Source organism: Lonepinella sp. BR2474 (assembly GCF_051851555.1).
Classification (GTDB): domain Bacteria; phylum Pseudomonadota; class Gammaproteobacteria; order Enterobacterales; family Pasteurellaceae; genus Lonepinella.
This window is the reverse complement of sequence record NZ_JBPDVH010000002.1, coordinates 291,352-313,025: the sequence shown is the minus strand read 5'-3', so window position 1 is coordinate 313,025 and position 21,674 is coordinate 291,352. Positions and strand designations below refer to the sequence as shown.

At 42.2% G+C, this 21,674-nt stretch carries 21 protein-coding genes and 2 tRNA genes; 10 read left to right on the top strand and 13 right to left on the bottom strand.

Translation table 11 applies throughout. The annotated features are described in order from the left end of the window. The first annotated feature begins 13 nt into the window (after positions 1-13). Positions 14-1,243: a phosphopentomutase gene (locus ACTG7Q_RS04375; RefSeq protein ID WP_439241270.1), complete on the top strand. Its 1,230-nt coding sequence runs from the start codon at positions 14-16 to the stop codon at positions 1,241-1,243. A gap of 25 nt (positions 1,244-1,268) precedes the next feature. Continuing rightward, a complete protein-coding gene (gene deoD, locus ACTG7Q_RS04370; protein ID WP_439241268.1) occupies positions 1,269-1,988 on the top strand; it encodes a purine-nucleoside phosphorylase in 720 nt (239 codons plus the stop codon). Between the two features lie 76 nt (positions 1,989-2,064). On the opposite strand, the gene ACTG7Q_RS04365 is transcribed toward deoD, so the two are convergent. Beyond that, positions 2,065-2,400 carry a zinc ribbon domain-containing protein YjdM gene (locus ACTG7Q_RS04365; protein WP_439241266.1) on the bottom strand — a complete coding sequence of 112 codons (336 nt, stop codon included), beginning with the start codon at positions 2,398-2,400 and terminating at the stop codon, positions 2,065-2,067. A 154-nt stretch (positions 2,401-2,554) separates the two neighbouring features. Here ACTG7Q_RS04365 and ACTG7Q_RS04360 point away from each other — a divergent pair, with 154 nt between their 5' ends. Next, positions 2,555-3,112 carry a YtfJ family protein gene (locus ACTG7Q_RS04360; RefSeq protein ID WP_439241263.1) on the top strand — a complete coding sequence of 186 codons (558 nt, stop codon included), beginning with the start codon at positions 2,555-2,557 and terminating at the stop codon, positions 3,110-3,112. Between the two features lie 56 nt (positions 3,113-3,168). On the opposite strand, the gene ACTG7Q_RS04355 is transcribed toward ACTG7Q_RS04360, so the two are convergent. Beyond that, positions 3,169-4,488 (bottom strand): nucleobase:cation symporter-2 family protein, encoded by a 1,320-nt coding sequence (locus ACTG7Q_RS04355; RefSeq protein ID WP_439241261.1) that lies wholly within the window; start codon positions 4,486-4,488, stop codon positions 3,169-3,171. Positions 4,489-4,668: 180 nt separating this feature from the next. Next, a complete protein-coding gene (rho, locus tag ACTG7Q_RS04350; RefSeq protein ID WP_386687441.1) occupies positions 4,669-5,931 on the bottom strand; it encodes a transcription termination factor Rho in 1,263 nt (420 codons plus the stop codon). Positions 5,932-6,126: 195 nt separating this feature from the next. Between rho and rhlB the strand changes: the two genes are divergently transcribed. From rhlB to nfsA, 3 genes are read left to right on the top strand one after another with little or no spacing between them, the layout of a single operon-like run. Further along, positions 6,127-7,380 (top strand): ATP-dependent RNA helicase RhlB, encoded by a 1,254-nt coding sequence (gene rhlB / locus ACTG7Q_RS04345; protein ID WP_439241259.1) that lies wholly within the window; start codon positions 6,127-6,129, stop codon positions 7,378-7,380. Positions 7,381-7,386: 6 nt separating this feature from the next. Next, positions 7,387-7,623, top strand: coding sequence for a hypothetical protein (locus ACTG7Q_RS04340; protein ID WP_439241257.1), 237 nt, complete (start codon positions 7,387-7,389; stop codon positions 7,621-7,623). A gap of 43 nt (positions 7,624-7,666) precedes the next feature. Further along, on the top strand, positions 7,667-8,404 hold the full coding sequence (gene nfsA / locus ACTG7Q_RS04335; protein ID WP_439241255.1) for an oxygen-insensitive NADPH nitroreductase: 738 nt from the start codon (positions 7,667-7,669) through the stop codon (positions 8,402-8,404). A gap of 83 nt (positions 8,405-8,487) precedes the next feature. Here the strand turns inward: nfsA and ACTG7Q_RS04330 are convergent, their stop codons facing one another. The 5 genes from ACTG7Q_RS04330 to ACTG7Q_RS04310 form a co-directional block, all read right to left on the bottom strand. Continuing rightward, positions 8,488-8,778, bottom strand: coding sequence for a hypothetical protein (locus ACTG7Q_RS04330; protein WP_439241253.1), 291 nt, complete (start codon positions 8,776-8,778; stop codon positions 8,488-8,490). Positions 8,779-8,781: 3 nt separating this feature from the next. Further along, on the bottom strand, positions 8,782-9,366 hold the full coding sequence (locus tag ACTG7Q_RS04325; protein ID WP_439241251.1) for a hypothetical protein: 585 nt from the start codon (positions 9,364-9,366) through the stop codon (positions 8,782-8,784). 32 nt (positions 9,367-9,398) lie between these two features. Next, a complete protein-coding gene (gloA2, locus tag ACTG7Q_RS04320) occupies positions 9,399-9,797 on the bottom strand; it encodes an SMU1112c/YaeR family gloxylase I-like metalloprotein (protein WP_439241249.1) in 399 nt (132 codons plus the stop codon). 85 nt (positions 9,798-9,882) lie between these two features. Beyond that, positions 9,883-9,959: transfer RNA gene (locus tag ACTG7Q_RS04315), tRNA-Arg, on the bottom strand. A gap of 32 nt (positions 9,960-9,991) precedes the next feature. Further along, positions 9,992-10,068, bottom strand: a tRNA-Pro gene (locus tag ACTG7Q_RS04310). Positions 10,069-10,243: 175 nt separating this feature from the next. Here ACTG7Q_RS04310 and folD point away from each other — a divergent pair. Beyond that, positions 10,244-11,089 (top strand): bifunctional methylenetetrahydrofolate dehydrogenase/methenyltetrahydrofolate cyclohydrolase FolD, encoded by an 846-nt coding sequence (gene folD, locus ACTG7Q_RS04305; protein ID WP_439241247.1) that lies wholly within the window; start codon positions 10,244-10,246, stop codon positions 11,087-11,089. Positions 11,090-11,151: 62 nt separating this feature from the next. On the opposite strand, the gene holA is transcribed toward folD, so the two are convergent. The 5 genes from holA to ACTG7Q_RS04280 form a co-directional block, all read right to left on the bottom strand. Then, positions 11,152-12,189: a DNA polymerase III subunit delta gene (gene holA / locus ACTG7Q_RS04300; RefSeq protein ID WP_439241245.1), complete on the bottom strand. Its 1,038-nt coding sequence runs from the start codon at positions 12,187-12,189 to the stop codon at positions 11,152-11,154. 8 nt (positions 12,190-12,197) lie between these two features. Then, positions 12,198-12,698 (bottom strand): LPS-assembly lipoprotein LptE, encoded by a 501-nt coding sequence (locus ACTG7Q_RS04295; protein ID WP_439241243.1) that lies wholly within the window; start codon positions 12,696-12,698, stop codon positions 12,198-12,200. Between the two features lie 10 nt (positions 12,699-12,708). Then, positions 12,709-13,416: a hypothetical protein gene (locus tag ACTG7Q_RS04290; RefSeq protein WP_439241241.1), complete on the bottom strand. Its 708-nt coding sequence runs from the start codon at positions 13,414-13,416 to the stop codon at positions 12,709-12,711. Positions 13,417-13,472: 56 nt separating this feature from the next. After that, the gene (gene leuS / locus ACTG7Q_RS04285; protein ID WP_439241239.1) at positions 13,473-16,055 is read right to left on the bottom strand and encodes a leucine--tRNA ligase; all 2,583 of its coding nucleotides are present in this window, start codon (positions 16,053-16,055) and stop codon (positions 13,473-13,475) included. Between the two features lie 366 nt (positions 16,056-16,421). Further along, positions 16,422-18,701, bottom strand: a complete 2,280-nt coding sequence (locus tag ACTG7Q_RS04280) for a FepA family TonB-dependent siderophore receptor (protein ID WP_439241237.1) — start codon at positions 18,699-18,701, stop codon at positions 16,422-16,424. A gap of 151 nt (positions 18,702-18,852) precedes the next feature. On the opposite strand from ACTG7Q_RS04280, the gene ACTG7Q_RS04275 reads away from it, so the two are divergent. Genes ACTG7Q_RS04275 through ACTG7Q_RS04265 form a run of 3 tightly spaced genes read left to right on the top strand, consistent with a single transcriptional unit; the run spans position 18,853 to position 21,672 of the window. After that, positions 18,853-19,836: a FecCD family ABC transporter permease gene (locus ACTG7Q_RS04275; RefSeq protein ID WP_439241235.1), complete on the top strand. Its 984-nt coding sequence runs from the start codon at positions 18,853-18,855 to the stop codon at positions 19,834-19,836. A 13-nt stretch (positions 19,837-19,849) separates the two neighbouring features. Continuing rightward, positions 19,850-20,638, top strand: coding sequence for an ABC transporter ATP-binding protein (locus ACTG7Q_RS04270; RefSeq protein ID WP_439241233.1), 789 nt, complete (start codon positions 19,850-19,852; stop codon positions 20,636-20,638). Between the two features lie 11 nt (positions 20,639-20,649). Next, on the top strand, positions 20,650-21,672 hold the full coding sequence (locus tag ACTG7Q_RS04265; RefSeq protein WP_439241231.1) for an ABC transporter substrate-binding protein: 1,023 nt from the start codon (positions 20,650-20,652) through the stop codon (positions 21,670-21,672). Positions 21,673-21,674: the final 2 nt, after the last annotated feature.

Below are 21,674 nucleotides of genomic sequence, written 5' to 3'. Positions count from 1 at the left end.
AGGAAAGAAAAGGATGAAACGTGTATTCATCATCATGCTTGATTCGCTCGGCATTGGCAGTGCAAGGGATGCGGATAAATTTGGCGATCAAGGGGCCAATACATTGGGGCATATTGCACAATATTGTGCGGCCAATCAAGCAAACAGTACGGATTTATCCATTCGTCAAGGGCGCTTGAAATTACCTCATTTGGAAACCCTCGGCTTGGGGCTTGCCGCCGAAAAATCTTGTGACGTGTTACCTGACGGCTTTCAAGCCGCACCCGAATTAATCGGTGGTTATGCCTTTGCACAGCAAATTTCATCCAGTAAAGATACGATTTCAGGGCATTGGGAAATAGCGGGAGTCCCCGTCTTTTTGAAGTGGAATGTTTTTCCGCAAGCAGAACAGAGTTTTCCTGAGGATTTGCTTGAGCGCATTGTACAAAAAGCGGGCTTGGCAGGGTATTTAGGAAATTGCCACGGCACCAGTGCGACAATTTTAGATACCTTTGGCGAGGAGCATATCAAAACGGGTTATCCGATTTTTTATACCTCGGAAGAATCCGTGTTTCAAATTGCTTGCCATGAACAACATTATGGCTTAGAGAAACTGTATGAACTTTGCCAGATTGTGCGAGAAGAATTAGCTCTCGACAATATTGGGCGAGTGATTGCACGTCCTTTTGTGGGGGAAAAAACAGGAGAATTCCAACGCACTACGAATCGTCGAGATTTCACCGTAGAGCCACCGGCCAAAACCCTGTTACAAAAACTCATTGAAGAAAAACAAGGGATTGTGGTTGCCGTGGGCAATGTAGCGGATATTTATGCACATACGGGGATTAGCAAAAAAGTCAAAGCGACGGGGCTAGAAGAATTGTTTGATAAAACCTTGCAAGAAATCCGAAGTGCGGGGGAAAACACCCTCGTTTTTGCCAATTTTGTGAATTTTGATGCCACCGTGGGTTATCACCGAGATGTCACAGATTATGCCATAGGCTTAGAATATTTTGATCGCCGTTTGCCGGAATTATTGGAATTAGTCAACAACGAGGATCTATTAATTCTGACCACCGATCATGGTTGTGATCCAACATGGCAAGAGTCCATTCATACCCGTGAACATATTCCCGTGTTACTGTATGGTTCAAGCATACCCAAAGCCTTTCTTGGTCAACGAGAAACCTTTGCGGATATCGCACAAACCGTAGCACAATATTTTGATTTATCGCCGATGGATTACGGTAAATCGATCCTTTAATTGATTAAACAGAGAGGAAAACATTATGACTCCACATATTAACGCACCAGCAGGCGCATTTGCAGATGCCGTATTAATGCCGGGTGATCCACTTCGTGCTAAATACATTGCAGAAACATTTTTAGAAAACGTTCAAGAAGTAACCAATGTTCGTAATATGCTTGGTTATACGGGGACTTACAAGGGCCGCCGAATTTCCGTGATGGGACATGGCATGGGGATTCCCTCTTGCTCGATTTACAGTAAAGAACTGATTACCGAATATGGCGTGAAAAAAATTATTCGTGTTGGTTCTTGCGGTGCCGTCCGTCAGGATGTGAAAGTCCGTGATGTGGTGATTGGCCTCGGCGCTTGCACCGATAGCAAGGTCAATCGTATTCGTTTTAAAGATAACGATTTTGCCGCCATTGCGGATTTTGAGATGACACAAGCTGCCGTACAAGCGGCGAAAAACAAAGGCGTTAAGGTTCGAGTTGGGAATTTATTCTCTGCCGATCTTTTCTATACACCGGATGTGGAAATGTTTGATGTGATGGAAAAATACGGTATTCTGGGGGTTGAAATGGAGGCTGCAGGGATTTATGCTGTGGCGGCAGAATATGGGGCGAAGGCCTTATGTATCTGTACGGTTTCCGATCATATTCGGACAGGCGAACAAACCAGTTCAGAAGAACGTCAATTCACCTTTAATGAGATGATTGAGATTGCATTAGACAGTATCTTAATTGGCGATTCTGCCGAATAAGGCGCATAAAAAGTGCGGTGATTTTATTCAATAATTTGATTGAATTTTGCACCGCACTTTATGCTTGAGACAAGGGTTAAGCCTTTTTCAGAAACGCCGATTTTAATGAAAAAGGTTGGCCCTCAATTTTACAATCCACATCATGATCGCTGTCGACTAAGCGAATATTCTTCGCTTTGGTGCCTTTTTTCAACACAATAGATGACCCCTTTACTTTAAGATCTTTAATTAAAATAACGTCATCGCCATCTTGTAATAGATTACCATTGCTGTCTTTCCACACTTTTTGTTGGTTTTCTTCGCTTATTTCTTCACCTGACCATTCATAAGCACAGTCAGGGCAAACAAAATTCACGCTATCGTGATAAACATAGTCACCCTGACATTTGGGGCAAGTCGGCATTTGATCCATTTTCTTTTCCTTACGTATAAAATTGGGCGCCAGTATAGCAGAGAATCGGCGATTTATCCAAAATTCGTCCTTGTGCGAATTTCTTTTATGCTCGGATTTCTTTTATACTCACTTTTCAGTAGAATAGAGCGCAACATTTAATTAAGAGGTGAGTATGAAAACAAAACAACTGATTATTGCATTATCCACAGCGTTATTTTCGAATGTGTTATTGGCGCATAATATTCAAGTAAACAGCCCATTACCGGCAGTTAGCGTACAAAAAGACGGTGAGATAAATCTCAATGGTGACAAAATTCAATATCAAGGTTGGCATTCTGCCCAATTAGTCGGCAAAGTTCGAGTGGTACAGCATTTTGCCGGCAGAACCGCAGCCAAAGAAAAAAATGAGGCATTAATTCAAGCCATTAAACAAGCGGGATTTGACCGTAACAAATATCAAACCACCAGCATTATTAATGCGGATGACGCCGTGATCGGTACGGGGATTTTTGTTAAAAACAGCGCAGAAAAAGGTAAAAAGGAAAATGCCCACAGTCAGGTGATTTTGGATCAACAAAGTGCGGTGAAAAATGCGTGGCAATTACGTGAAAAAGACAGTGCGGTGATTGTGTTAGATAAAACCGGTAAAGTCCAATTTGTGGCAGAGGGCAAATTATCGGTGGAACATGTAAAAGAAGTGATTGATTTAGTGGAAAAATTACTCAAATAATCCTTAAAAATTTGCCCCATACTTCACATTCAGGAAGATGGGGCATTTTTTATCGCTTATTGTGCATTAGCTTTCGCTTTAGTCGGTTTATCTTCTGGTAAGATTAAATTTAAGATCAAGGCAAGCAAGGAGCCGACGGTAATGCCTGAACCAAAAATTTCTTTGAAGAACGTTGGCAGTTTATCCAATAATTCTGGACGTGTGGTGACCGCTAATCCGCAACCGATAGAAATCGCAATAATTAAACCGTTGCGTTTGCTACGTTCAATGTTGTCCAACATTTGAATACCGGCCGCAATAATCATGGCGAACATCATTAAGCCCGCCCCACCTAAAACAGGCAATGGAATAGAAACGATTAACGCCCCAAACACAGGGAATAAGCCCGCTAATACCAATAAACCGCCCGTCAGTGCAACAACATAACGACTTGCTACGCCTGTCAAGGTGATTACACCGATATTTTGTGAGAAAGAAGAAAATGGCGTGGTCGACATCACGGCTGCTAAAGCAGAACCTAACCCATCACACAAAATACCACCACGTAAATGTTTGCCCGTGATTTCCGTTTGGGTCGCATTGCCTAAAGCAAGGAAATTACCGCTACTTTCTACGATAGTGACTAAATAAGCAATCGCCATACCGATAATGCCGGTAATCGGGAAAGATAAGCCAAAATGTAAAGGTTGTGGCAAGGCAAAGGCTTGTGCCTCTTTTACGCCAGTGAAATCAATCCATCCGAGGGCAAGGCAAAGGATATAACCGGTCATCATGCCGATCACAATCGCAGCCGCAGAGAAAATGCCGGTTCCCCATTGCACTAACGCCACTACAATAACGAGTACAAACGTCGCCATCATCAGATTTTCAGGGGCTGCATAATTGGCATCAGAACGCTGACCACCCGCAAACCAGTCCACCGCCACAGAAATCAAACTTAATCCGATCATCATGACGACCGTGCCAGTGACCACCGGTGGGAATAATTTACGAATACTCGGCATAAAGAAACTGCCGATAATCATCACTAAAGCACCGACTAAGGACGATCCAAGAATACCTGCCACCCCATGTTCACTAAAGCCTACGGCAAGGGCGGCTGACACGAATGTAAAGCTGGTTCCCATTACGCTAGGTAATCGAATCCCAATCGGCCCCAACCCACGGCATTGAATGATCGTCACGATCCCCGATACTAACAAGGCAGCGTTGACTAAAATAATGGTGTCGGGAGTAGGTAATTTTAATACGTTACCAATCACTAATGGTACGGCAATAATACCGCCGAGCGCAGCGAGTAAATGTTGTGCCGCTAATAATAAACTTAACCCAAAAGGCGGTTTATCTTCTACGGTATAAAGTAGGTTGTTATTCATAATGGTTCCTTAACGAAAAAATAGGCACGCATTATACAGCAAACGTTTGCGTTTTGTTAGAAAAAAGTGCGGTGGGAAATCGAAAAGTTTTTCAATGTAATACTGATATTGATGTGGCGTGACAAGGAGATTGCTCCCTCCATTTTCGGAGGGAGTGAGATTCATTCCTAAGGATCGGAATTACGAGCGTTTCATAATCTCAAAAAATTCTTCGTTGGTTTTGGCGACCATGAGTTTATCAATTAAGAACTCCATGGCGTCCACTTCACCCATAGGATTAAGAATTTTACGCAAGATCCACATTTTTTGGAGTTCATCTGGCGTGGTGAGTAAGTCTTCTTTACGAGTACCAGAACGGTTGAAGTCAATAGCTGGGAATACACGTCTTTCGGCGATTTTGCGAGAAAGGTGAAGTTCCATATTCCCCGTTCCTTTAAATTCTTCGAAAATCACTTCGTCCATTTTTGAACCCGTATCCACTAAGGCCGTCGCAATAATAGTTAAGCTACCGCCTTCTTCGACATTACGGGCTGCCCCGAAGAAACGTTTCGGGCGGTGTAAAGCGTTGGCATCGACACCACCAGAGAGGATTTTACCAGAGGCCGGTGTGACGGTGTTGTAAGCTCGGGCTAAACGAGTGATACTGTCTAATAAAATCACCACGTCTTTTTTATGTTCCACTGAACGTTTCGCTTTTTCGATTACCATTTCTGCCACTTGTACGTGACGGGTAGCAGGTTCGTCAAAGGTGGAGGCAATCACTTCACCTCGTACGGTGCGTTGCATTTCGGTCACTTCTTCAGGACGCTCATCAATCAGCAATACAATTAGCTCACATTCTGGGTAGTTGTGAGTAATACTTTGGGCGATATTTTGTAATAATACGGTTTTCCCCGCTTTTGGCGGCGCCACAATTAAACCACGTTGGCCTTTCCCAATAGGTGAGGCTAAATCAAGAATACGAGCGGTTAAGTCTTCGGTAGAGCCATTTCCTCGTTCCATACGTAAACGAGAGTTAGCGTGTAATGGCGTTAGGTTTTCAAAGAGGATTTTACTGCGAGAAACTTCGGGTTTGTCATCATTGACTTGATCGACTTTGAGAAGTGCAAAATAACGTTCTCCCTCTTTAGGTGGGCGAATTTTGCCCTCAACTTTGTCACCAGTTTGTAGATTGAAACGACGAATTTGACTCGGGGAAACATAGATATCATCAGGGCCAGCGAGGTAGGAACTGTCGGCAGAACGGAGGAAACCGAAACCATCAGGTAGAATTTCTAAAATACCACCGCCGAAAATATCTTCGCCACTTTTGGCATGTTGTTTGAGGATGGCAAAGACGATGTCTTGTTTACGTAAACGGGCTAAATTTTCTAAGCCCATTTGACCTTCACCTAGCTCAACTAACGTTGACACTGGCGTATTCTTAAGTTCTGTTAAATGCATAATGTTTAATTTGTAGATTTGAATAAATGGATTGTTATGAGTTGACATTGTTGTCATTAGGTGTCGCTAAGGTAACACTAATTTTTGGCATTGTCTAGTTTTCAAGGAAAAAAATCAAGAAAATGCGGTGTTTTTTTGGGGATTTTTGCATATCGTGCTATGCTAGCAAAAATTTTTACTAGAACGAAAGCCATTATGACAACAAACCATTTATCTCAGCAACGCTTTGCTGATTTACCGTTAAATTCCCAAGTATTGCAAGCATTACAAAGCAAAGGTTTTGATTATTGTACCCCCATTCAAGCCTTATCTTTACCCATTACTTTGCAGGGCAAAGATGTGGCTGGCCAAGCGCAAACGGGCACGGGCAAAACCATGGCGTTTTTAACTGCGACTTTTCATCATTTGTTAGAAAAACCGCAGAACTCAACGAAAAATCAGCCACGAGCATTAATTCTAGCGCCAACGCGTGAGTTGGCGGTGCAAATCGATCATGATGCAGAATTATTAGTCGAAACAACGGGATTAAAGACCGCACTTGCCTATGGCGGTGACGGTTACGATAAGCAATTAAAAGCCATTGAGCAAGGCGTGGATATTTTAATTGGCACGACGGGGCGTGTGATTGATTATGTCAAACAAGGCATTATTAACTTGGAGGCGATTCAAGTGGTGGTGTTAGATGAGGCGGATCGCATGTTTGACTTGGGATTTATTAAGGATATTCGTTACTTATTGCGTAAATGCCCGAGTGCATCACAACGGTTGACCATGTTATTTTCAGCAACGTTGTCATACAAAGTACGAGAATTGGCTTTTGAAGATATGAATGATCCAGAATATGTGGAAATTGAACCTTTACAGAAAACCGGTCACCGCATTAAAGAGGAATTATTTTATCCGTCCAATCAGGACAAAATGGCGTTATTGTTGACTTTGTTAGAAGAAGAATGGCCAGATCGTTGTATTGTATTTGCGAATACTAAACATAAATGTGAAGATATTTGGGGCTATTTGACGGCTGACGGCCATCGTGTCGCCTTATTGACTGGGGATGTGGCGCAGAAAAAACGGTTATCCTTGTTAAAACAATTTACGGATGGCGACTTGGATGTTTTAGTTGCCACAGATGTTGCTGCTCGTGGCTTGCATATTGCCGATGTGACCCATGTGTTTAATTATGATCTGCCTGATGATTGTGAAGATTATGTGCATCGTATTGGCCGTACTGGACGTGCTGGCGAGAGTGGTGTATCGATTAGTTTTGCTTGTGAACAATATGCTATGAATCTGCCAGCCATTGAAGAATACATTGGCCACAGTATTCCCGTGAGCCAATACGATCCTACCTCGTTAATTCAGGATTTACCTCGACCGGTACGGATTAAACGTAATAGTTCACCGACCAGTCGGGCCAAACCGAAAAAACCGTTTACTAAACGTTATTAGGAAAACATGATAAAGTCGATTTCACGTATTTTTACTTTTTTATTATTAACGATGTTAGTGAGTAATATGGCGAACGCTGGGATCGTAACAAAAGCAGTTGGCGCCTATATTATTTATAAAATAGTGACTAAAGATAAAAAAGACGATAAATCGCAATCCGAGCTGAAATCAGCACAATCATCTTCTGAAGTTGAAGAGGAAGATTGTGAAGAAGATGACTGTGCAGAGGAGAGTGAAGAATAATGTGGTATCGTATTAGCTAGTTTATATATTAGGGAGAGAGATCATGCAAAGTCAATCCGCATTAGCAACAGCACTTCATCACCGTTCGATTAGGCGTTTTACCGATCAAGCGATTCCAACGGAAGTATTTGAGCAATTAATTGAGGCTGGACAAATGGCCAGTTCATCAAGTTTTTTGCAGTCGGTGAGTATTATTCGAGTGACCGATTCGATTAAACGCCAACAAATTCGCACCATTTGTGGCGGAGGCAGTGAAACAGGGCAAATGTATGTGCAAGAAAGCCCTGAGTTCTTGGTGTTCTGTATTGATACCTACCGTCACCAGCAGCTTGTCCCTGAGGCACAGACTGATTGGATGGAAATGTTGTTAATTGGTGCAGTAGATGTGGGCATTATGGCTCAAAATGTATTACTTTGTGCGGAAAGTGTCGGCTTGGGTGGCGTGTATATTGGCAGTTTGAGGAATGGTATTGCACAGGTTGCGGATATTTTAGGTTTACCGACGGGCGTGGTGCCCTTGGTCGGATTATGTTTGGGCTATCCTGATCAAACCCCATTACAACGACCACGCTTGCCAACGCATGTCATTTTGTCAGAAAATCACTATCAAGCGGCTAGTCAACGGGATCTAGCGGAATATGACGAGCAAGTGCGAGCTTATTACGTACAGCGGAGCAGTAAAGCATTGAATTGGACGGAGCAGGTGAGAAATACGTTGGCAAAACCAATTCGTCCAGAGATTTTACCGTTTTTACATAAACAAGGCTTGGCTAAACGGTAATTTTATTTCTATTTTGATATCAGCAACAAAAAAAGGCGGATTCCCATTGGGCATCTGCCTTTTTATATGGCTAGAAAAGCGTTTTACCAGTGATAACGGCCATAATGGTAACCAACCGATGGCATTAACACCACAGGAAACGTACTACGGCGAGTCGTGGTATTTTTGGGTTGACTGTCACTGGCGTTTAATGGCATATTCACTGGTGCTTGTTGGACTTTCTGATTAGCGGGTACCGTGTTTCCGCTATATACTTTTTGATTGTAGGATTCGACAGTTTTCATGTCTAACGGCGCTTGCGGTTGGCCCATTGGTGGGTGAGAACTGCAAGCAGTGAGTGTCATACTCGCCATGATAAAAATGATTTTGTTCATAATTTATTTTCCTTTCTTATTGTCCTTTTTAGGTGGACATACCACGTTAGATAACACAGAGGTGCGATCTTGCAAATTTTTCTTCGCTATATTTTGCCCCCGCAGTGTATCCTGTTCTTTCAAATATTTTGACATACGGGGATCATTGATGTTAAACACTGAGGCATATTGCACCTTTTTCGGCACACCCTCATGATTTACCACTCCCCCTGAAATATTAGCATAATATTCTTCTTTAGATTTATCTTTGACATAATAAGTAGCAGAGTCGGTGACTTCTACACCATTATTCAGATAGCCGTAACAGATGCCACCACCATGCTCAAATACCGTATGAATTTGGCTATTTTCGTTGATCACAAAGACTTCAAATTCCACACTTTTGGCTAATTCGTTGACATCACTTTGATCTTTTAAGTCAAATTTCTGTAAGCTACCTTTGGTGACATAGGTCGGTTCATTATTGGAATCAGACTCAGTAATGACCGTATTATCTTCTGAAATATGGATGGAGATCGTTGAGTCAGCCAGTGCGTAAAAACTGACCCCACTCAATAATGCCATCACGGTTAAGATATTGTATTTCATCAATAATATTTCCCTTTTTCTGGTTTCGAAAACTATGAAGACAGGGTTTCATAAAATTCTAGTGGTAAGTTATCAGGATCTTTAAAAAAAGTAAAACGTTTTTGCGTGATTTCGTCAATTCGAATCGGTTCACAAGCAATATCAAAATCAGCTAAATAATCCACCGCACTTTGCACGTCAGCAACTTTAAAGGCTAAGTGGCGTAAACCACAGGATTCAGGCGTAGAGGGGCGTGGAGGCGGTGTAGGAAAAGAAAATAATTCTATTTGACTGCCGTCAGGAAAAGCAAGATCGAGTTTATAACTCTGTCGTTCTGCACGATAAGTTTCTGCTAATATACGGCATCCCAGTATATTGACGTAGAAATGCTTTGATTTCGTATAATCAGAAACAATGATAGCAATGTGGTGAAAACCCAGTATCGGTGACATATAAATCCTTTATGACAGAGATTAGTCTAGTATAGCTATTTTAAGCATGGGAATAAAGTGAATATCATCTGATATGACCAGTAAATGGCACGCCCTAAAGGATTCGAACCTTTGACCCACGCCTTAGAAGGGCGTTGCTCTATCCAGCTGAGCTAAGGGCGCATTGCAGAGGATATTAAGTGGTAAAAATGAAGTGGTCGGCGAGATAGGATTTGAACCTACGACCCACTGGTCCCAAACCAGTTGCGCTACCAAGCTGCGCTACTCGCCGACAAAGTGATGCTTATTATAAAAGGCTGTAAATTTCCGTCAATCATTTTTTTACTTTTTTGGTTTAATTGATTAAATTTATTGCGAAATACAAATCTATTCGCCTTTTGAATGATTTTCTGACAAAATAGCAATCGTTTTCTTGATTACTCATCATTTATCATTAAGGTAAGATTATGACGGCAAAATTCATTTCTGGCACCGAGTTGGCCAAACAAGTAAAAGCAGAGGTGGCGGATAAAATCGCTTATCATGTGGCACAGGGCAAACGTTCCCCCGGATTGGCGGTGATTCTCGTGGGTGCCGATCCCGCTTCGCAAGTATATGTAGGCAGTAAACGCAAAAGTTGTGCAGAGTTAGGGATCGCATCTAAATCTTATGATTTACCTGAAAACACTAGCGAAACCGCATTACTAGCATTAATTGATGAATTAAATCAAGATGATAGCATTGATGGTATTTTGGTACAGCTCCCATTGCCGAAACATATCGACAGCACTAAGGTCATTGAACGTATTTCCCCGACCAAAGATGTGGACGGTTTTCATCCTTACAACGTGGGGCGGTTATGTCAACGTATTCCAACCTTAAGAGCTTGTACGCCTTATGGTGTGATGAAATTGTTAGAAACCACCGGCGTTGATTTATACGGACAACATGCCGTGATCGTAGGTGCCTCTAATATTGTGGGGCGTCCAATGGCATTGGAATTATTGCTTGCCGGCTGTACAGTGACGGTGACCCACCGTTTTACTAAAGATCTGGAACAGCATGTCCGTCAAGCAGATATTTTAGTCGTCGCCGTTGGAAAACCGGCGTTTATTCCTGGCGAATGGATTAAATCGGGTGCCATTGTGATTGATGTCGGAATTAACCGTGGTGCAGACGGTAAATTAACCGGTGATGTGGCACCAAGTGCGGTGCAAAATGCGGGATTTTTAACACCCGTCCCAGGTGGTGTGGGGCCAATGACGGTGGCTATGTTGATGTTCAATACTTTAGCTGCTTACGAAACCCATTGATCAGGAACAGAATAAAAAGCTCAATTTGATTAAATTGAGCTTTTTGTATGTATGTGAACAAATCATTGACAAAATGCAGCGGAAATCTCATGGAGTTGTGACCATACATCAGCACTAAAATCTAATTTGGTTGCACGTTCAAGATCGGCTAATTGTTGGATAATCCCATATAATTTTCGATAGGTGAAACGTTGAAAGGTGGCTGTATACAAGGAACGTCGATTTTGCCAGACTTTTAAGCGATCAAATCCCTCACGTAATTGTGCGGTAGGAAGGGGGAGATCCAAATGCTCAAGCCGTTGTTGAGGTTTGGATAACTCAAGCAAGATCATAAGTTCTCGTTGTAAGGTACGTAATAAAATAATCGGCTGGATGTCCTCGCCTTGTAAGCCTTTTAGGATCCGTCTAGCACGAGATAATTTCCCCTCTAATAAGGCATCAATCCATTGAAAAGGGGTGAATACTGAAGATTGTTCCACCACCTTTTGCACACGAGCTAAGGTTAATTTGCGGTCACTGTACAACAATGCGAGTAATTCTAAGGTTTGTTTTAATGCAATGAGATTATTTTCATGGCTGTAACAAAGTAATTGAATGGCATCTTGTTCTGCATGGCATTGCATTTGTTTCACTCGTTGGCTGACCCAACGGGGTAATTGCTCAATACTTGGTGTCTGGCAATTAACCACGGTTAAGTGCGGTTCAAATTCAAGGGATTTTTTGATCCAGTCTTGTTTCTCGGCGGTTTTCGCAAGTTTGGGCAGTTGAAAAACAAACAACAAATCCTGATGTAATAAGCTGACTAATTCGCTTAATTTGGCTTGTAAGGCAGCGGTGAGGGTTTCTGGTAACTGCACATTGATCACTTGCCGTTGAAAGAATAACCCCATGGCTTGACAGCTTTCAAATAGGGTTTGCCAGTCGGTATTTGCCTCAATTTGAATGGATTGTTTTTCATCAAAACCTTGTTCGGATGCCTTGCGAAAGATCGCATCTTGACTTTCACCGAGTAATAGAGGATCTTGCCCGACCAAATAATAAATACTCGCCAAACGAGTGTTTAGCGAGTGGGGAAGTTGTTCAGGAAAAATCCGATTCATAGGCATGTTTACTTGGTTTGAACCTGCGTTTGCAACGCCACCATTTTGGAAATTAATTGGCGTGCGACTTGTTCACGCATATCTGCCCAGATGATCTCACGTTCAGAGGATTTGGCTAACGCTGCGCGAGAGTTATCAAAGAACGTCCGACTGACTTTGGCTGAAATTGGATAGGCGTCTTTGTTAGGTAATTGTACGCTCGCATCTACTTGTAACATCAGCATTTTTTCTGCCTCACGGCCTTGTTTAAATACGGAGGCCACTTCATCATCTGTGCTAACTTTGGTAATCCGCAAAATAGGGACGCCTTGTTGTTCTACAATACTGATATTGTTGGCTTGTAATTGCTTACGCATGGCTATGGACATATCGCTGTAAGGATCACTGCTTTCAAATTTTAAAGTGCGTAATTCTTGCGGAATTAATTCACCATTTTGAAAATGAAATCCGCATGCGGTAAGTAATGTGATACTTAGCATGAAAAAGGCGGTTTTAATTGGTTTGAACATTGATTTATTCCTATTTACAAATAATATTAAATAAAATACTGGCTTTTTCTTGGATATTCGCCACGGCTAAATTTTTGCCTCGTTTTTGCTCATCTTGTTTCATCAGCGCTTGAAAGTTGGCATCATTGCCAGTAAAACTGGCATTATAACCGATTTCTTGTGGTGCTTGCTGAGTTTGTAATTTTACCTCAAGCAGCGCAGTGTAAAAATCGGTAAAACTATTTTCAGGGTAATAGTTGGTTGTCATCACTAAATCCACACCATTTTTCCCTTTGAAATCTTTACAAATTTCAGTTTTAGCTCTGAATTTAGCATGGCTTAAGCGCATGCCACCAAATTCGTAAAACTCAAAAGCATGGGCTTTAGCAAGGGTTTGTACATCTTCTGTTTTGTAAATATTGAGCGATTTGTTATCCAATAAAAAAATGGTTGCCATGGAATAGTCGCCCTTGAAGTGGCCGAGTGGGAAGATTTCACCTAAGCGTTTGAAGGTTTTACTTTTTCCAAAAGGCACCGCAAGGTTGGCAAAATGACGTTCAACGGGCTGAGATGTCTTGGATTTATTAATTTGTTGTTCTGTTAGCGTGACAAAAGACACTTCTTGTATTGTGCCATCAATATCTTTGTAAGGTCGCCATTTCAGCTGTTCTGCATCATTTGTACAAGCGATTAATAAAGAAGAACACAAGGCGACAACAGATAATTTTGTCAATTTCATTTTAATTTCTCATGGGTTATAGGGCAGATATATGGATCCGCCCCTACAAGTCTGAATTACTTCGCCACAAAACTAAACAATTTACCCGGCACATAAATGGTTTTCACCACATTCAAGCCATGCAAGAATTTTTGCACATTTTCATCTTGTAACGCTACGGCTTTGATGTCATCTTCTGCCATATCCGCAGGCACAGTGATTTTTGCTCGTACTTTACCGTTCACTTGCACCACCACCAATTTTTCATCTTCCACCATAGCCGTTTCATCAGCGACCACCCAAGGGGCAAAATCAATGGCGTTTTCGTTGCCTAGATCTTGCCAAAGTTGGAAACAAATATGTGGCGTGATTGGGTACAGCATACGCACCACGGCATTTAAGGCCTCCGCCATCACCGCACGATCTTGTTCGTTGTCTAACGGTGCTTTGGTGAGCTTGTTCATCAACTCCATGACCGCCGCAATCGCCGTGTTAAAGGTTTGACGGCGACCAATATCATCACTGACTTTGGCTATGGTTTTGTGTACGTCACGGCGTAAGGCTTTTTGTGAGCCAGAAAGTGCGGTAATTTCCACCGCAGTTTTGGCGGGGTTTTTGTTGTATTCAAACACCAAATTCCACAAACGGCGTAAGAAACGGTTTGCTCCCTCTACACCTGACTCTTGCCATTCTAACGTCATTTCTGCCGGTGATGCAAACATCATAAATAAACGCACGGTGTCCGCCCCGTATTTGTCCACCATTTCTTGCGGATCAATCCCGTTATTTTTGGATTTTGACATTTTGGTCATACCGCTATGCACTAACTCGTGACCCTCGTCATCAATGGCTTTCACAATCCGCCCTTTTTCATCACGCTCAAGGGTGACTTTGGTTGGACTGACCCAAATTCGCTCATTAGTTGGGCTGATATAATAGAACGCATCGGCTAACACCATGCCTTGACAGAGCAATTTTTGTGCAGGCTCATCGGAACTCACCAAGCCTGCATCACGCAATAATTTATGGAAGAAACGGAAATACAACAAGTGCATGGTGGCGTGTTCAATCCCGCCGATATATTGATCCACAGGCAACCAATAATTGGCCTCGTCTGAATCCAACATGGCGGAATGACTTTGTGGACTGGTGTAGCGAGCATAATACCAAGAAGACTCCATAAAGGTGTCGAATGTATCGGTTTCTTTCAATGCAGGTTGTCCGTTAAAGCTAGTTTTCGCCCAGTTTGGATCCGCTTTAATCGGGCTTTTCACCCCGTCCATCACCACATTTTCTGGCAACACAATCGGTAAATCTTGTAATGGAGCAGGCACCACATCACCATTTTCCAAAGTTAACATTGGAATCGGCGCCCCCCAATAACGCTGACGAGAAACGCCCCAGTCACGCAAACGGTAATTTACTTGACGTTTGCCTACGCCTAATTTTTCTAATTTATCCGCGATGCCGTTGAATGCTGCATCAAACGCTAAACCATTAAATTCATCAGAATTGACTAATTTACCGTGTTCGGTAAACGCAACTTTGCTTAAATCAATGTCTTCGCCGTTAGCTGGCTCAATCACTTGCTGAATTGGCAAACCATATTTAGTGGCAAATTCAAAGTCACGCTGATCGTGAGCAGGCACTGCCATTACCGCCCCTGTGCCGTAGTGCATTAACACAAAGTTCGCCACCCAAATTGGCACAGGCTTACCCGTAATCGGGTGAATGGCATTTAAACCCGTTGCCATGCCTTTTTTCTCCATGGTAGCCAGCTCGGCTTCCGCTACTTTGGCATTTTTACATTCCTGAATAAACGCTGCCAACTCAGGATTGCCTTGTGAGGCACGCTCCGCCAACGGATGTCCAGCGGCAACCGCCATATAAGACACGCCATAGAACGTATCAGGGCGAGTGGTATACACTGCCACGGTTTCATCCGAATTTTCGATTTTAAAGGTAATTTCCACCCCTTCCGAACGCCCGATCCAGTTGCGTTGCATGGTTTTCACCATATCAGGCCATTGTGGCAAGGTTTCTAATCCGCCTAAAAGCTGCTCGGCATAATCGGTGATTTTAATAAACCATTGTGGAATTTCTTTTTGTTCCACAGGGGTATCACAACGCCAACAACAGCCCTCATGAACTTGCTCATTCGCCAACACGGTTTCATCATTTGGACACCAGTTCACGGTAGAGGTTTTTTTATACACCAAGCCTTTTTTATACAACTCAGTAAAGAACCATTGTTCCCATTTGTAATATTCAGGACGGCAAGTAGTCACTTCCCGATCCCAATCAAACCCAAAGCCCAAATTTTTGAGCTGATTTTTCATATAGGCAATATTTTCATAGGTCCATTTGGCTGGAGCGGTTTTATTTTTCACCGCAGCCCCTTCCGCAGGCAACCCGAACGCATCCCACCCCATAGGTTGCAACACATTTTTGCCGTTCATGCGTTGATAACGAGAAACCACATCACCAATGGTATAATTCCGCACATGCCCCATATGCAGGCGACCTGAGGGGTAGGGGAACATGGATAAACAATAATATTTCGGCTTGCTTTCGTCTTTAATGGCTTTAAAGGTTTTGTGAGTTTCCCAATATTTCTGCACTTCGCTTTCAATTAAATCGGGACGATATTGTTCTTGCATAGTTTTACCTTAAAATTTCTGAAAAAATCACCGCCGTTTTAGCGGTTTCTGTTAATTTGGAAAATGCCTAATAGAATAGCGGAAAACGGGGAAAATGAACAGTAAAAAAGTGCGGTAAAAAAATCAAAACTTTCTGATTTTTCACCGCACGCTATTGTAACCAAACGGGGTCCCCGTCTTTGCCGCCTGAAAATGATTTAATTTGTAGGAAAATGGCGTTTGTCTGAGCGTAGCGAGTTCAGCCATTTTACGTTAAGCAAATTAAATCGTTTTCAGGAAACAAGGCAAAATCGGGGTGTGTTTCTTTTGTTACTTTTCTTTGCACAAGCAAAGAAAAGTAAGGAAACGTGGCGAAACCCGATTTAATTAAAACGAATATTTCAACGTCGTATAATACGCCCGCCCAATCTCATTCGACTTACTCGCCGCACTACTTGTGACATTAATTCGTTTGTTAAGAATATTGCTCACCCCAGCACGCACACTGAAATCATGCCATTTATAACCCACGCTCGCTCCCCAAACACCATAGCTACCCAAACGTTCTTGCACGGTTTTGTCATCGCCTGTGTTAGTATTAAAGTCCATATAACGCACGCCATTTGGACGAGATAATTGTTTGCCGTAGCGAGTGTAAGTCGTGGCTAAATCAAGATTATCTGTCGCTTGATAGGTTAACGTTGAGCTAATCGTATATTTTGGCATTAAGCTCAATGGATTGCCTGTGGTTTTATTGAGACTCTTACGGATGTAAGTGAAATTGGTTGATAAATCTAGTTTATCCGTTACTAACGGTAAATTTAAATAACCTTCCAAGCCTTCCACTGTGGCACGAGGAATGTTATCCCATTTATAAACCGTAGTACCCGCTGTTTCACTCACTCGTGCAGCTTTCCAACCTGGATTATAAACGGTGGCTAACACGTTGGTATCGGCTTCAATTTTATTGTGGTACGCATTGTGATAATAGGTTAAACCGAGTTTATAGCCATCTTGATTATGTAATTCAAACCCAATTTCTTTATTAAAACTGGTTTCAGGTTTTAGATCTTTATTCCCCACGGTATAACAAGACCCTACATCGGCTAACGCTCGACCATTGACAGGGCAGTTATTTTGACGGTTGGTTAACACATAATTTGGGTTAGATTGATATAAATTGGGGGCTTTATAAGCACGAGCTAAACCACCTTTCAAGGTTAAATATGGATTCACATCATGGCTAATATTTAAACTTGGACTCCAATTTGATTTTGATACCGTATGATAGTCAAAACGCAACATTGGTGTGACGACGGTTCCTTGTTTAAAGTCAATTACATCTTCAATAAAAATGCCGTATTCACTCGCACTGCTGTTGCCGTCACGGTTACCTTGAGCAAGCCAAGGAATTGTACCTAATGAACCTATAGAGGCAATGCTATCATTGACAAAATCATAGCTGGTGGAATCTGGGTCATTTAATTTGCTGTGATTTGCATCAACACCGATAGTGAGTTTATGAACGCCATGCCATTCGAATGGTACAATCATTTCATTGTTGAAACGGTAGTTATACAGTTTGCTATCAACAAAATTTTGATTTTCCCACGTTCCCTCTGTACCGAAACCAAGATAAACTGGATAACGACTGTTCACCGTTTTATCAAATTGGAAATAGGTTTTGTTTTCGCCCCAAGACCATTTTCCTTCGTGAGTTAGTGCATAAACTTGGCGATAGACACGATTGGTTTCTGCACCTTGCATATCTAAGGTTGTTGCATCAATACTAGACGATTCGGTATCGCCACCTGCATATAAATTCCCTTGACGGCTGTAACTGGCATCCAAGGTTAAGACTTGATCAGGCGTGATTTTCCAGCTTAAACGCCCTGCAATATCTTTATTCCGAACCCCTTCACGAGCAGCATAATAGGTGGTGGATGGCGAACCATTACGTCCAACAGTCACAATCGGCGGATTAGCATCCATTGCATCTTGTTTGGTTTTATTCCAACTGCCATACAAACGGAAACCTAATACATCTTGCACAATTGGGCCGCTCAAATTAAATGTAGCACGATTACTCGTACCAAATTTACTATTTTCAGGCACATTTAAACTATAAGTGACACTGCCTTTTAATTTATCCGTCACAGGTTTAGTTTTAATATTTACCACACCGCCCATGGCACCATTGCCATAGCGAGCCGCTTCGGTACCACGAATTACTTCAACGGAGTCAATTTCTTCAATCGGCACCCATTTGCTGTCGCCAAGTGTATTACGTCCATTATTTCGTCCATAACGAGCCGATTGACGAGAAGTCGCCGGTTTGCCATCAATCAAAATCAGGGTGTTTTCTGTGCCCATACCACGCAAATCAATTTGGCGTTTATTGCCATATTGCCCAGTGGCACTGCCTGAATTATAGGTCACACCAGGTTGGTGACGAAGAATATCAGCAACATCATTCACTGCAGGTTGCTTTTCAATAGCCTGTGATGAAACCGTGGTTTTGCCGAGGGATTGCTGTGCTTGTGATGCTGTGGCCGAATGAACTGGATCTTGGGCGACAACAGAAATTACATCAAGTTGTTGTGTTTCTGCTGTTGCGTAAGCGGAAAACAATGCTAGGCTGATAGCTGATAGTGCTAATTTAGACATAAGGTATCCTTATTAGTTAGGTTATATAATAGAGTAAATAGCGTATTTTACGCCAATTTTTCTTTATGTAAATCAATATATAAAGTTTGTTTATTCTTATGACTAAATCGGTTAAACTGTTTTTATTATGTAACCTAATGACATTCACTAAATGAAATACCGTTTCTCGCTTTTTTTCTTACTTTGCCTGATGTTGCTCGGCGTATTAATTTCCCTTTCTCTGGGGCGAATGCACATTCCACTAGAAAATGTGATGAATACTTTGCTTGGCAATAACCCCAATGCAGTGGAAAATAACGTGATCTTAATCCTAAGATTACCGCGAATTTTAACCGCACTTTTAGTCGGTGCAGGACTGGCCATTGCGGGGGTGACCTATCAAGGCGTGTTTAAAAATCCGTTGGTATCGCCGGATATTTTAGGCGTATCAGAGGGAGCTTGTATTGGGGCATCTGTCGCCATTTTATTCGGCTTAGGATCGTTTTCTATTCAAATTTTGGCTTTTATCGGTGGTGTTGTTGCGGTGTCGCTCACCATGCTTGTCCCACTGTTAATGCGGCGAGATAGCATGATTATTTTAGTGCTATCAGGCATTATCGTCGGCGGTTTTATGGGGGCAAGCCTAGGGTTAATCAAATATTTAGCTGACCCTGAAACCCAGTTAGCGGATATTGTCTATTGGTCAATGGGGAGCTTAACCAAATCCAATTTCAAAAATCTCACCGCCTTTTCGCCAGTGATGATCATCACTGCCTTGGTGTTATTATTGCTCCGTTGGCGAATTAATTTGCTTTCTTTGGGCGAGCAACAAGCTAAACTGATTGGCGTGAACATTAAAATGGAACGTAACTTAATGATTTTATGTTCCACCTTGCTCACCGCTTCAGCCGTGTGTTTAAGTGGTACGATTGGTTGGATTGGCTTGGTTATTCCCCATTTAGCACGGTTGTTAATTGGGGATGATAATATTAAAACCTTGCCGTTAGCCGCCTTAATTGGGGCAATCTTCCTGTTATTGATCGATACCTTGGCGAGAAATCTTTATACGGAAGAAATTCCACTGGGGATTTTAACCGGCTTTATCGGGGCCCCTTTCTTTGCGTGGGTGCTGGTGAAACAGCGAATGGTGAAATAAGTGCGGTGTAAAAATGTTAAAAATTAAAAACTTATCCTTTCATCATGCCAAACAGGCGAGCTTGTTAGAAAATATCAATTTGCAGGTAAAGCAAGGGGAATTACTCACTATTCTTGGGGCGAACGGCACAGGAAAATCCACTTTATTGAACTGTATTGCCGGACTGTTGCAACCCAAGTGCGGTGAAATTTTATTGAATAATCATAATCTTGCCGAATTAAGCCACAAGGAAATTGCTAAACACATTGCCTATGTCTCGCAGCAGCCACCCGAAACTTATCAATATACCGTGCGTGATTATGTGGTTCTCGGGCGAGCGGTGCATTTGAGTTTATTCGATCAACCGAGCGAACAAGATTTTACTTTGGTGGATGACGCCTTAGCAAAATTAGGGATTTCGCATTTAAGCGACAAAATCTATATGCAGTTGAGTGGCGGTCAGAAACAGTTAGTTAATATCGCCAAAATTCTGGTACAACAACCGCAGTTGATTTTATTTGATGAACCGACTTCGGCACTGGATTATGGCAATGTGTTTAAAACCTTAACCTTAATTCGAGAATTAGCCGAACAGGGATTTTCAATTATTATGACCACCCACAACCCCGATCATCCTATGTTATTACAAAGCAAACTACCCGACAGCTTAGTGGCCATTTTAACTGCTCAAGGCAAGCTACAAGTGGGTAAAACCCTTGATATTATTACGGAAAAAAATCTCACTGCACTTTACCAAACGGATTTGCGAATGGTGGATGTGGCGGAACTCAATCGAAAAATTTGTGCAATTAAATCAATCTAAAAGGAATAAACATGAAATTAAAAAAATGGCTACTTGCCATCGCACTTTCCCTTAGCTTAACGGCGAACTTTGCTTTGGCGAAAACCATTACGGACGTCAAAGGGAAAAGCGTAGAAATCCCCGATCAAGTGGAGCGTGTCGTGGATTTATGGCATGCCAACAATCAAGTGGTGTTGTTGCTTGGCGGTGCGGATAAATTAGTCGGCACGACGAACATTATTAAATCAAATCCATGGTTTAATTTGGTCTATCCCAATATTAAAAACGTCCCTGCCATTAACAGCCAAAACAGCACGCAATTAGAAGAACTTATTGCGGCAAAACCTGATGTGGTGTTGGTGTCCAATAAACCCGCTCAAGAAGAAGTAGAAAAGGCCGGTTTAAAGGCGTTGTTAATTGGTTTTCAGAATTTTGATGGCCTAAAAAACACCGTACGTATTACCGCTGATGTGTTGGGTGATAAGGCTCCAACTATTGCGGAAGATTACATCAAAGAATTAGAGGCGAATATTGCGTTAGTGAGTGAGCGTTTAAAAGATGTGCCACAGGAAAAACGCCCTACGGTGATCCACATTTCCAACGGCTCAAATTTATATAAAATTGACGGCGGTCGTTCGATTATTGGCGAATGGGTCAAACTCGGTGGTGGCCGTAATGCCTTTGAAGATCAAGCTAATTTGGTGGAAGTGAGTGTAGAAGATGTGCTAAAAGCCAATCCTGATGTGGTGATTGTGGGCAGTCAAAACGCAGATAAAGCGGTGGAGCAAATTAAACAAGATCCCTTGTGGGCGAGCGTAAGTGCGGTGAAAAATAATCACGTTTTTGTAAATCCAACCGGCACATTCCCTTGGGATCGTTACAGTGCTGAAGAGGCCTTGCAAATTTTATGGGTAGCGAAGTTATTGCACCCTACCTTATTTGAAGATATTGATCTGGTGGCAAGAACCCAACAATTTTATAAAAAATACTACGATTACGATCTGAGTAAGGAAAATGCAGAGCAGATTTTGAAAGGGGCAAATCCTATTCAATAAGG

Excerpts from the sequence above, each read along its gene's own strand:
- ACTG7Q_RS04375 (WP_439241270.1), top strand. The coding sequence starts at position 14 with ATGAAACGTGTATTCATCATCATGCTTGATTCGCTCGGCATTGGCAGT.
- deoD (WP_439241268.1), top strand. The coding sequence starts at position 1,269 with ATGACTCCACATATTAACGCACCAGCAGGCGCATTTGCAGATGCCGTA.
- ACTG7Q_RS04365 (WP_439241266.1), bottom strand. The coding sequence starts at position 2,400 with ATGGATCAAATGCCGACTTGCCCCAAATGTCAGGGTGACTATGTTTAT.
- ACTG7Q_RS04360 (WP_439241263.1), top strand. The coding sequence starts at position 2,555 with ATGAAAACAAAACAACTGATTATTGCATTATCCACAGCGTTATTTTCG.
- ACTG7Q_RS04355 (WP_439241261.1), bottom strand. The coding sequence starts at position 4,488 with ATGAATAACAACCTACTTTATACCGTAGAAGATAAACCGCCTTTTGGG.
- rho (WP_386687441.1), bottom strand. The coding sequence starts at position 5,931 with ATGCATTTAACAGAACTTAAGAATACGCCAGTGTCAACGTTAGTTGAG.
- rhlB (WP_439241259.1), top strand. The coding sequence starts at position 6,127 with ATGACAACAAACCATTTATCTCAGCAACGCTTTGCTGATTTACCGTTA.
- ACTG7Q_RS04340 (WP_439241257.1), top strand. The coding sequence starts at position 7,387 with ATGATAAAGTCGATTTCACGTATTTTTACTTTTTTATTATTAACGATG.
- nfsA (WP_439241255.1), top strand. The coding sequence starts at position 7,667 with ATGCAAAGTCAATCCGCATTAGCAACAGCACTTCATCACCGTTCGATT.
- ACTG7Q_RS04330 (WP_439241253.1), bottom strand. The coding sequence starts at position 8,778 with ATGAACAAAATCATTTTTATCATGGCGAGTATGACACTCACTGCTTGC.
- ACTG7Q_RS04325 (WP_439241251.1), bottom strand. The coding sequence starts at position 9,366 with ATGAAATACAATATCTTAACCGTGATGGCATTATTGAGTGGGGTCAGT.
- gloA2 (WP_439241249.1), bottom strand. The coding sequence starts at position 9,797 with ATGTCACCGATACTGGGTTTTCACCACATTGCTATCATTGTTTCTGAT.
- folD (WP_439241247.1), top strand. The coding sequence starts at position 10,244 with ATGACGGCAAAATTCATTTCTGGCACCGAGTTGGCCAAACAAGTAAAA.
- holA (WP_439241245.1), bottom strand. The coding sequence starts at position 12,189 with ATGAATCGGATTTTTCCTGAACAACTTCCCCACTCGCTAAACACTCGT.
- ACTG7Q_RS04295 (WP_439241243.1), bottom strand. The coding sequence starts at position 12,698 with ATGTTCAAACCAATTAAAACCGCCTTTTTCATGCTAAGTATCACATTA.
- ACTG7Q_RS04290 (WP_439241241.1), bottom strand. The coding sequence starts at position 13,416 with ATGAAATTGACAAAATTATCTGTTGTCGCCTTGTGTTCTTCTTTATTA.
- leuS (WP_439241239.1), bottom strand. The coding sequence starts at position 16,055 with ATGCAAGAACAATATCGTCCCGATTTAATTGAAAGCGAAGTGCAGAAA.
- ACTG7Q_RS04280 (WP_439241237.1), bottom strand. The coding sequence starts at position 18,701 with ATGTCTAAATTAGCACTATCAGCTATCAGCCTAGCATTGTTTTCCGCT.
- ACTG7Q_RS04275 (WP_439241235.1), top strand. The coding sequence starts at position 18,853 with ATGAAATACCGTTTCTCGCTTTTTTTCTTACTTTGCCTGATGTTGCTC.
- ACTG7Q_RS04270 (WP_439241233.1), top strand. The coding sequence starts at position 19,850 with ATGTTAAAAATTAAAAACTTATCCTTTCATCATGCCAAACAGGCGAGC.
- ACTG7Q_RS04265 (WP_439241231.1), top strand. The coding sequence starts at position 20,650 with ATGAAATTAAAAAAATGGCTACTTGCCATCGCACTTTCCCTTAGCTTA.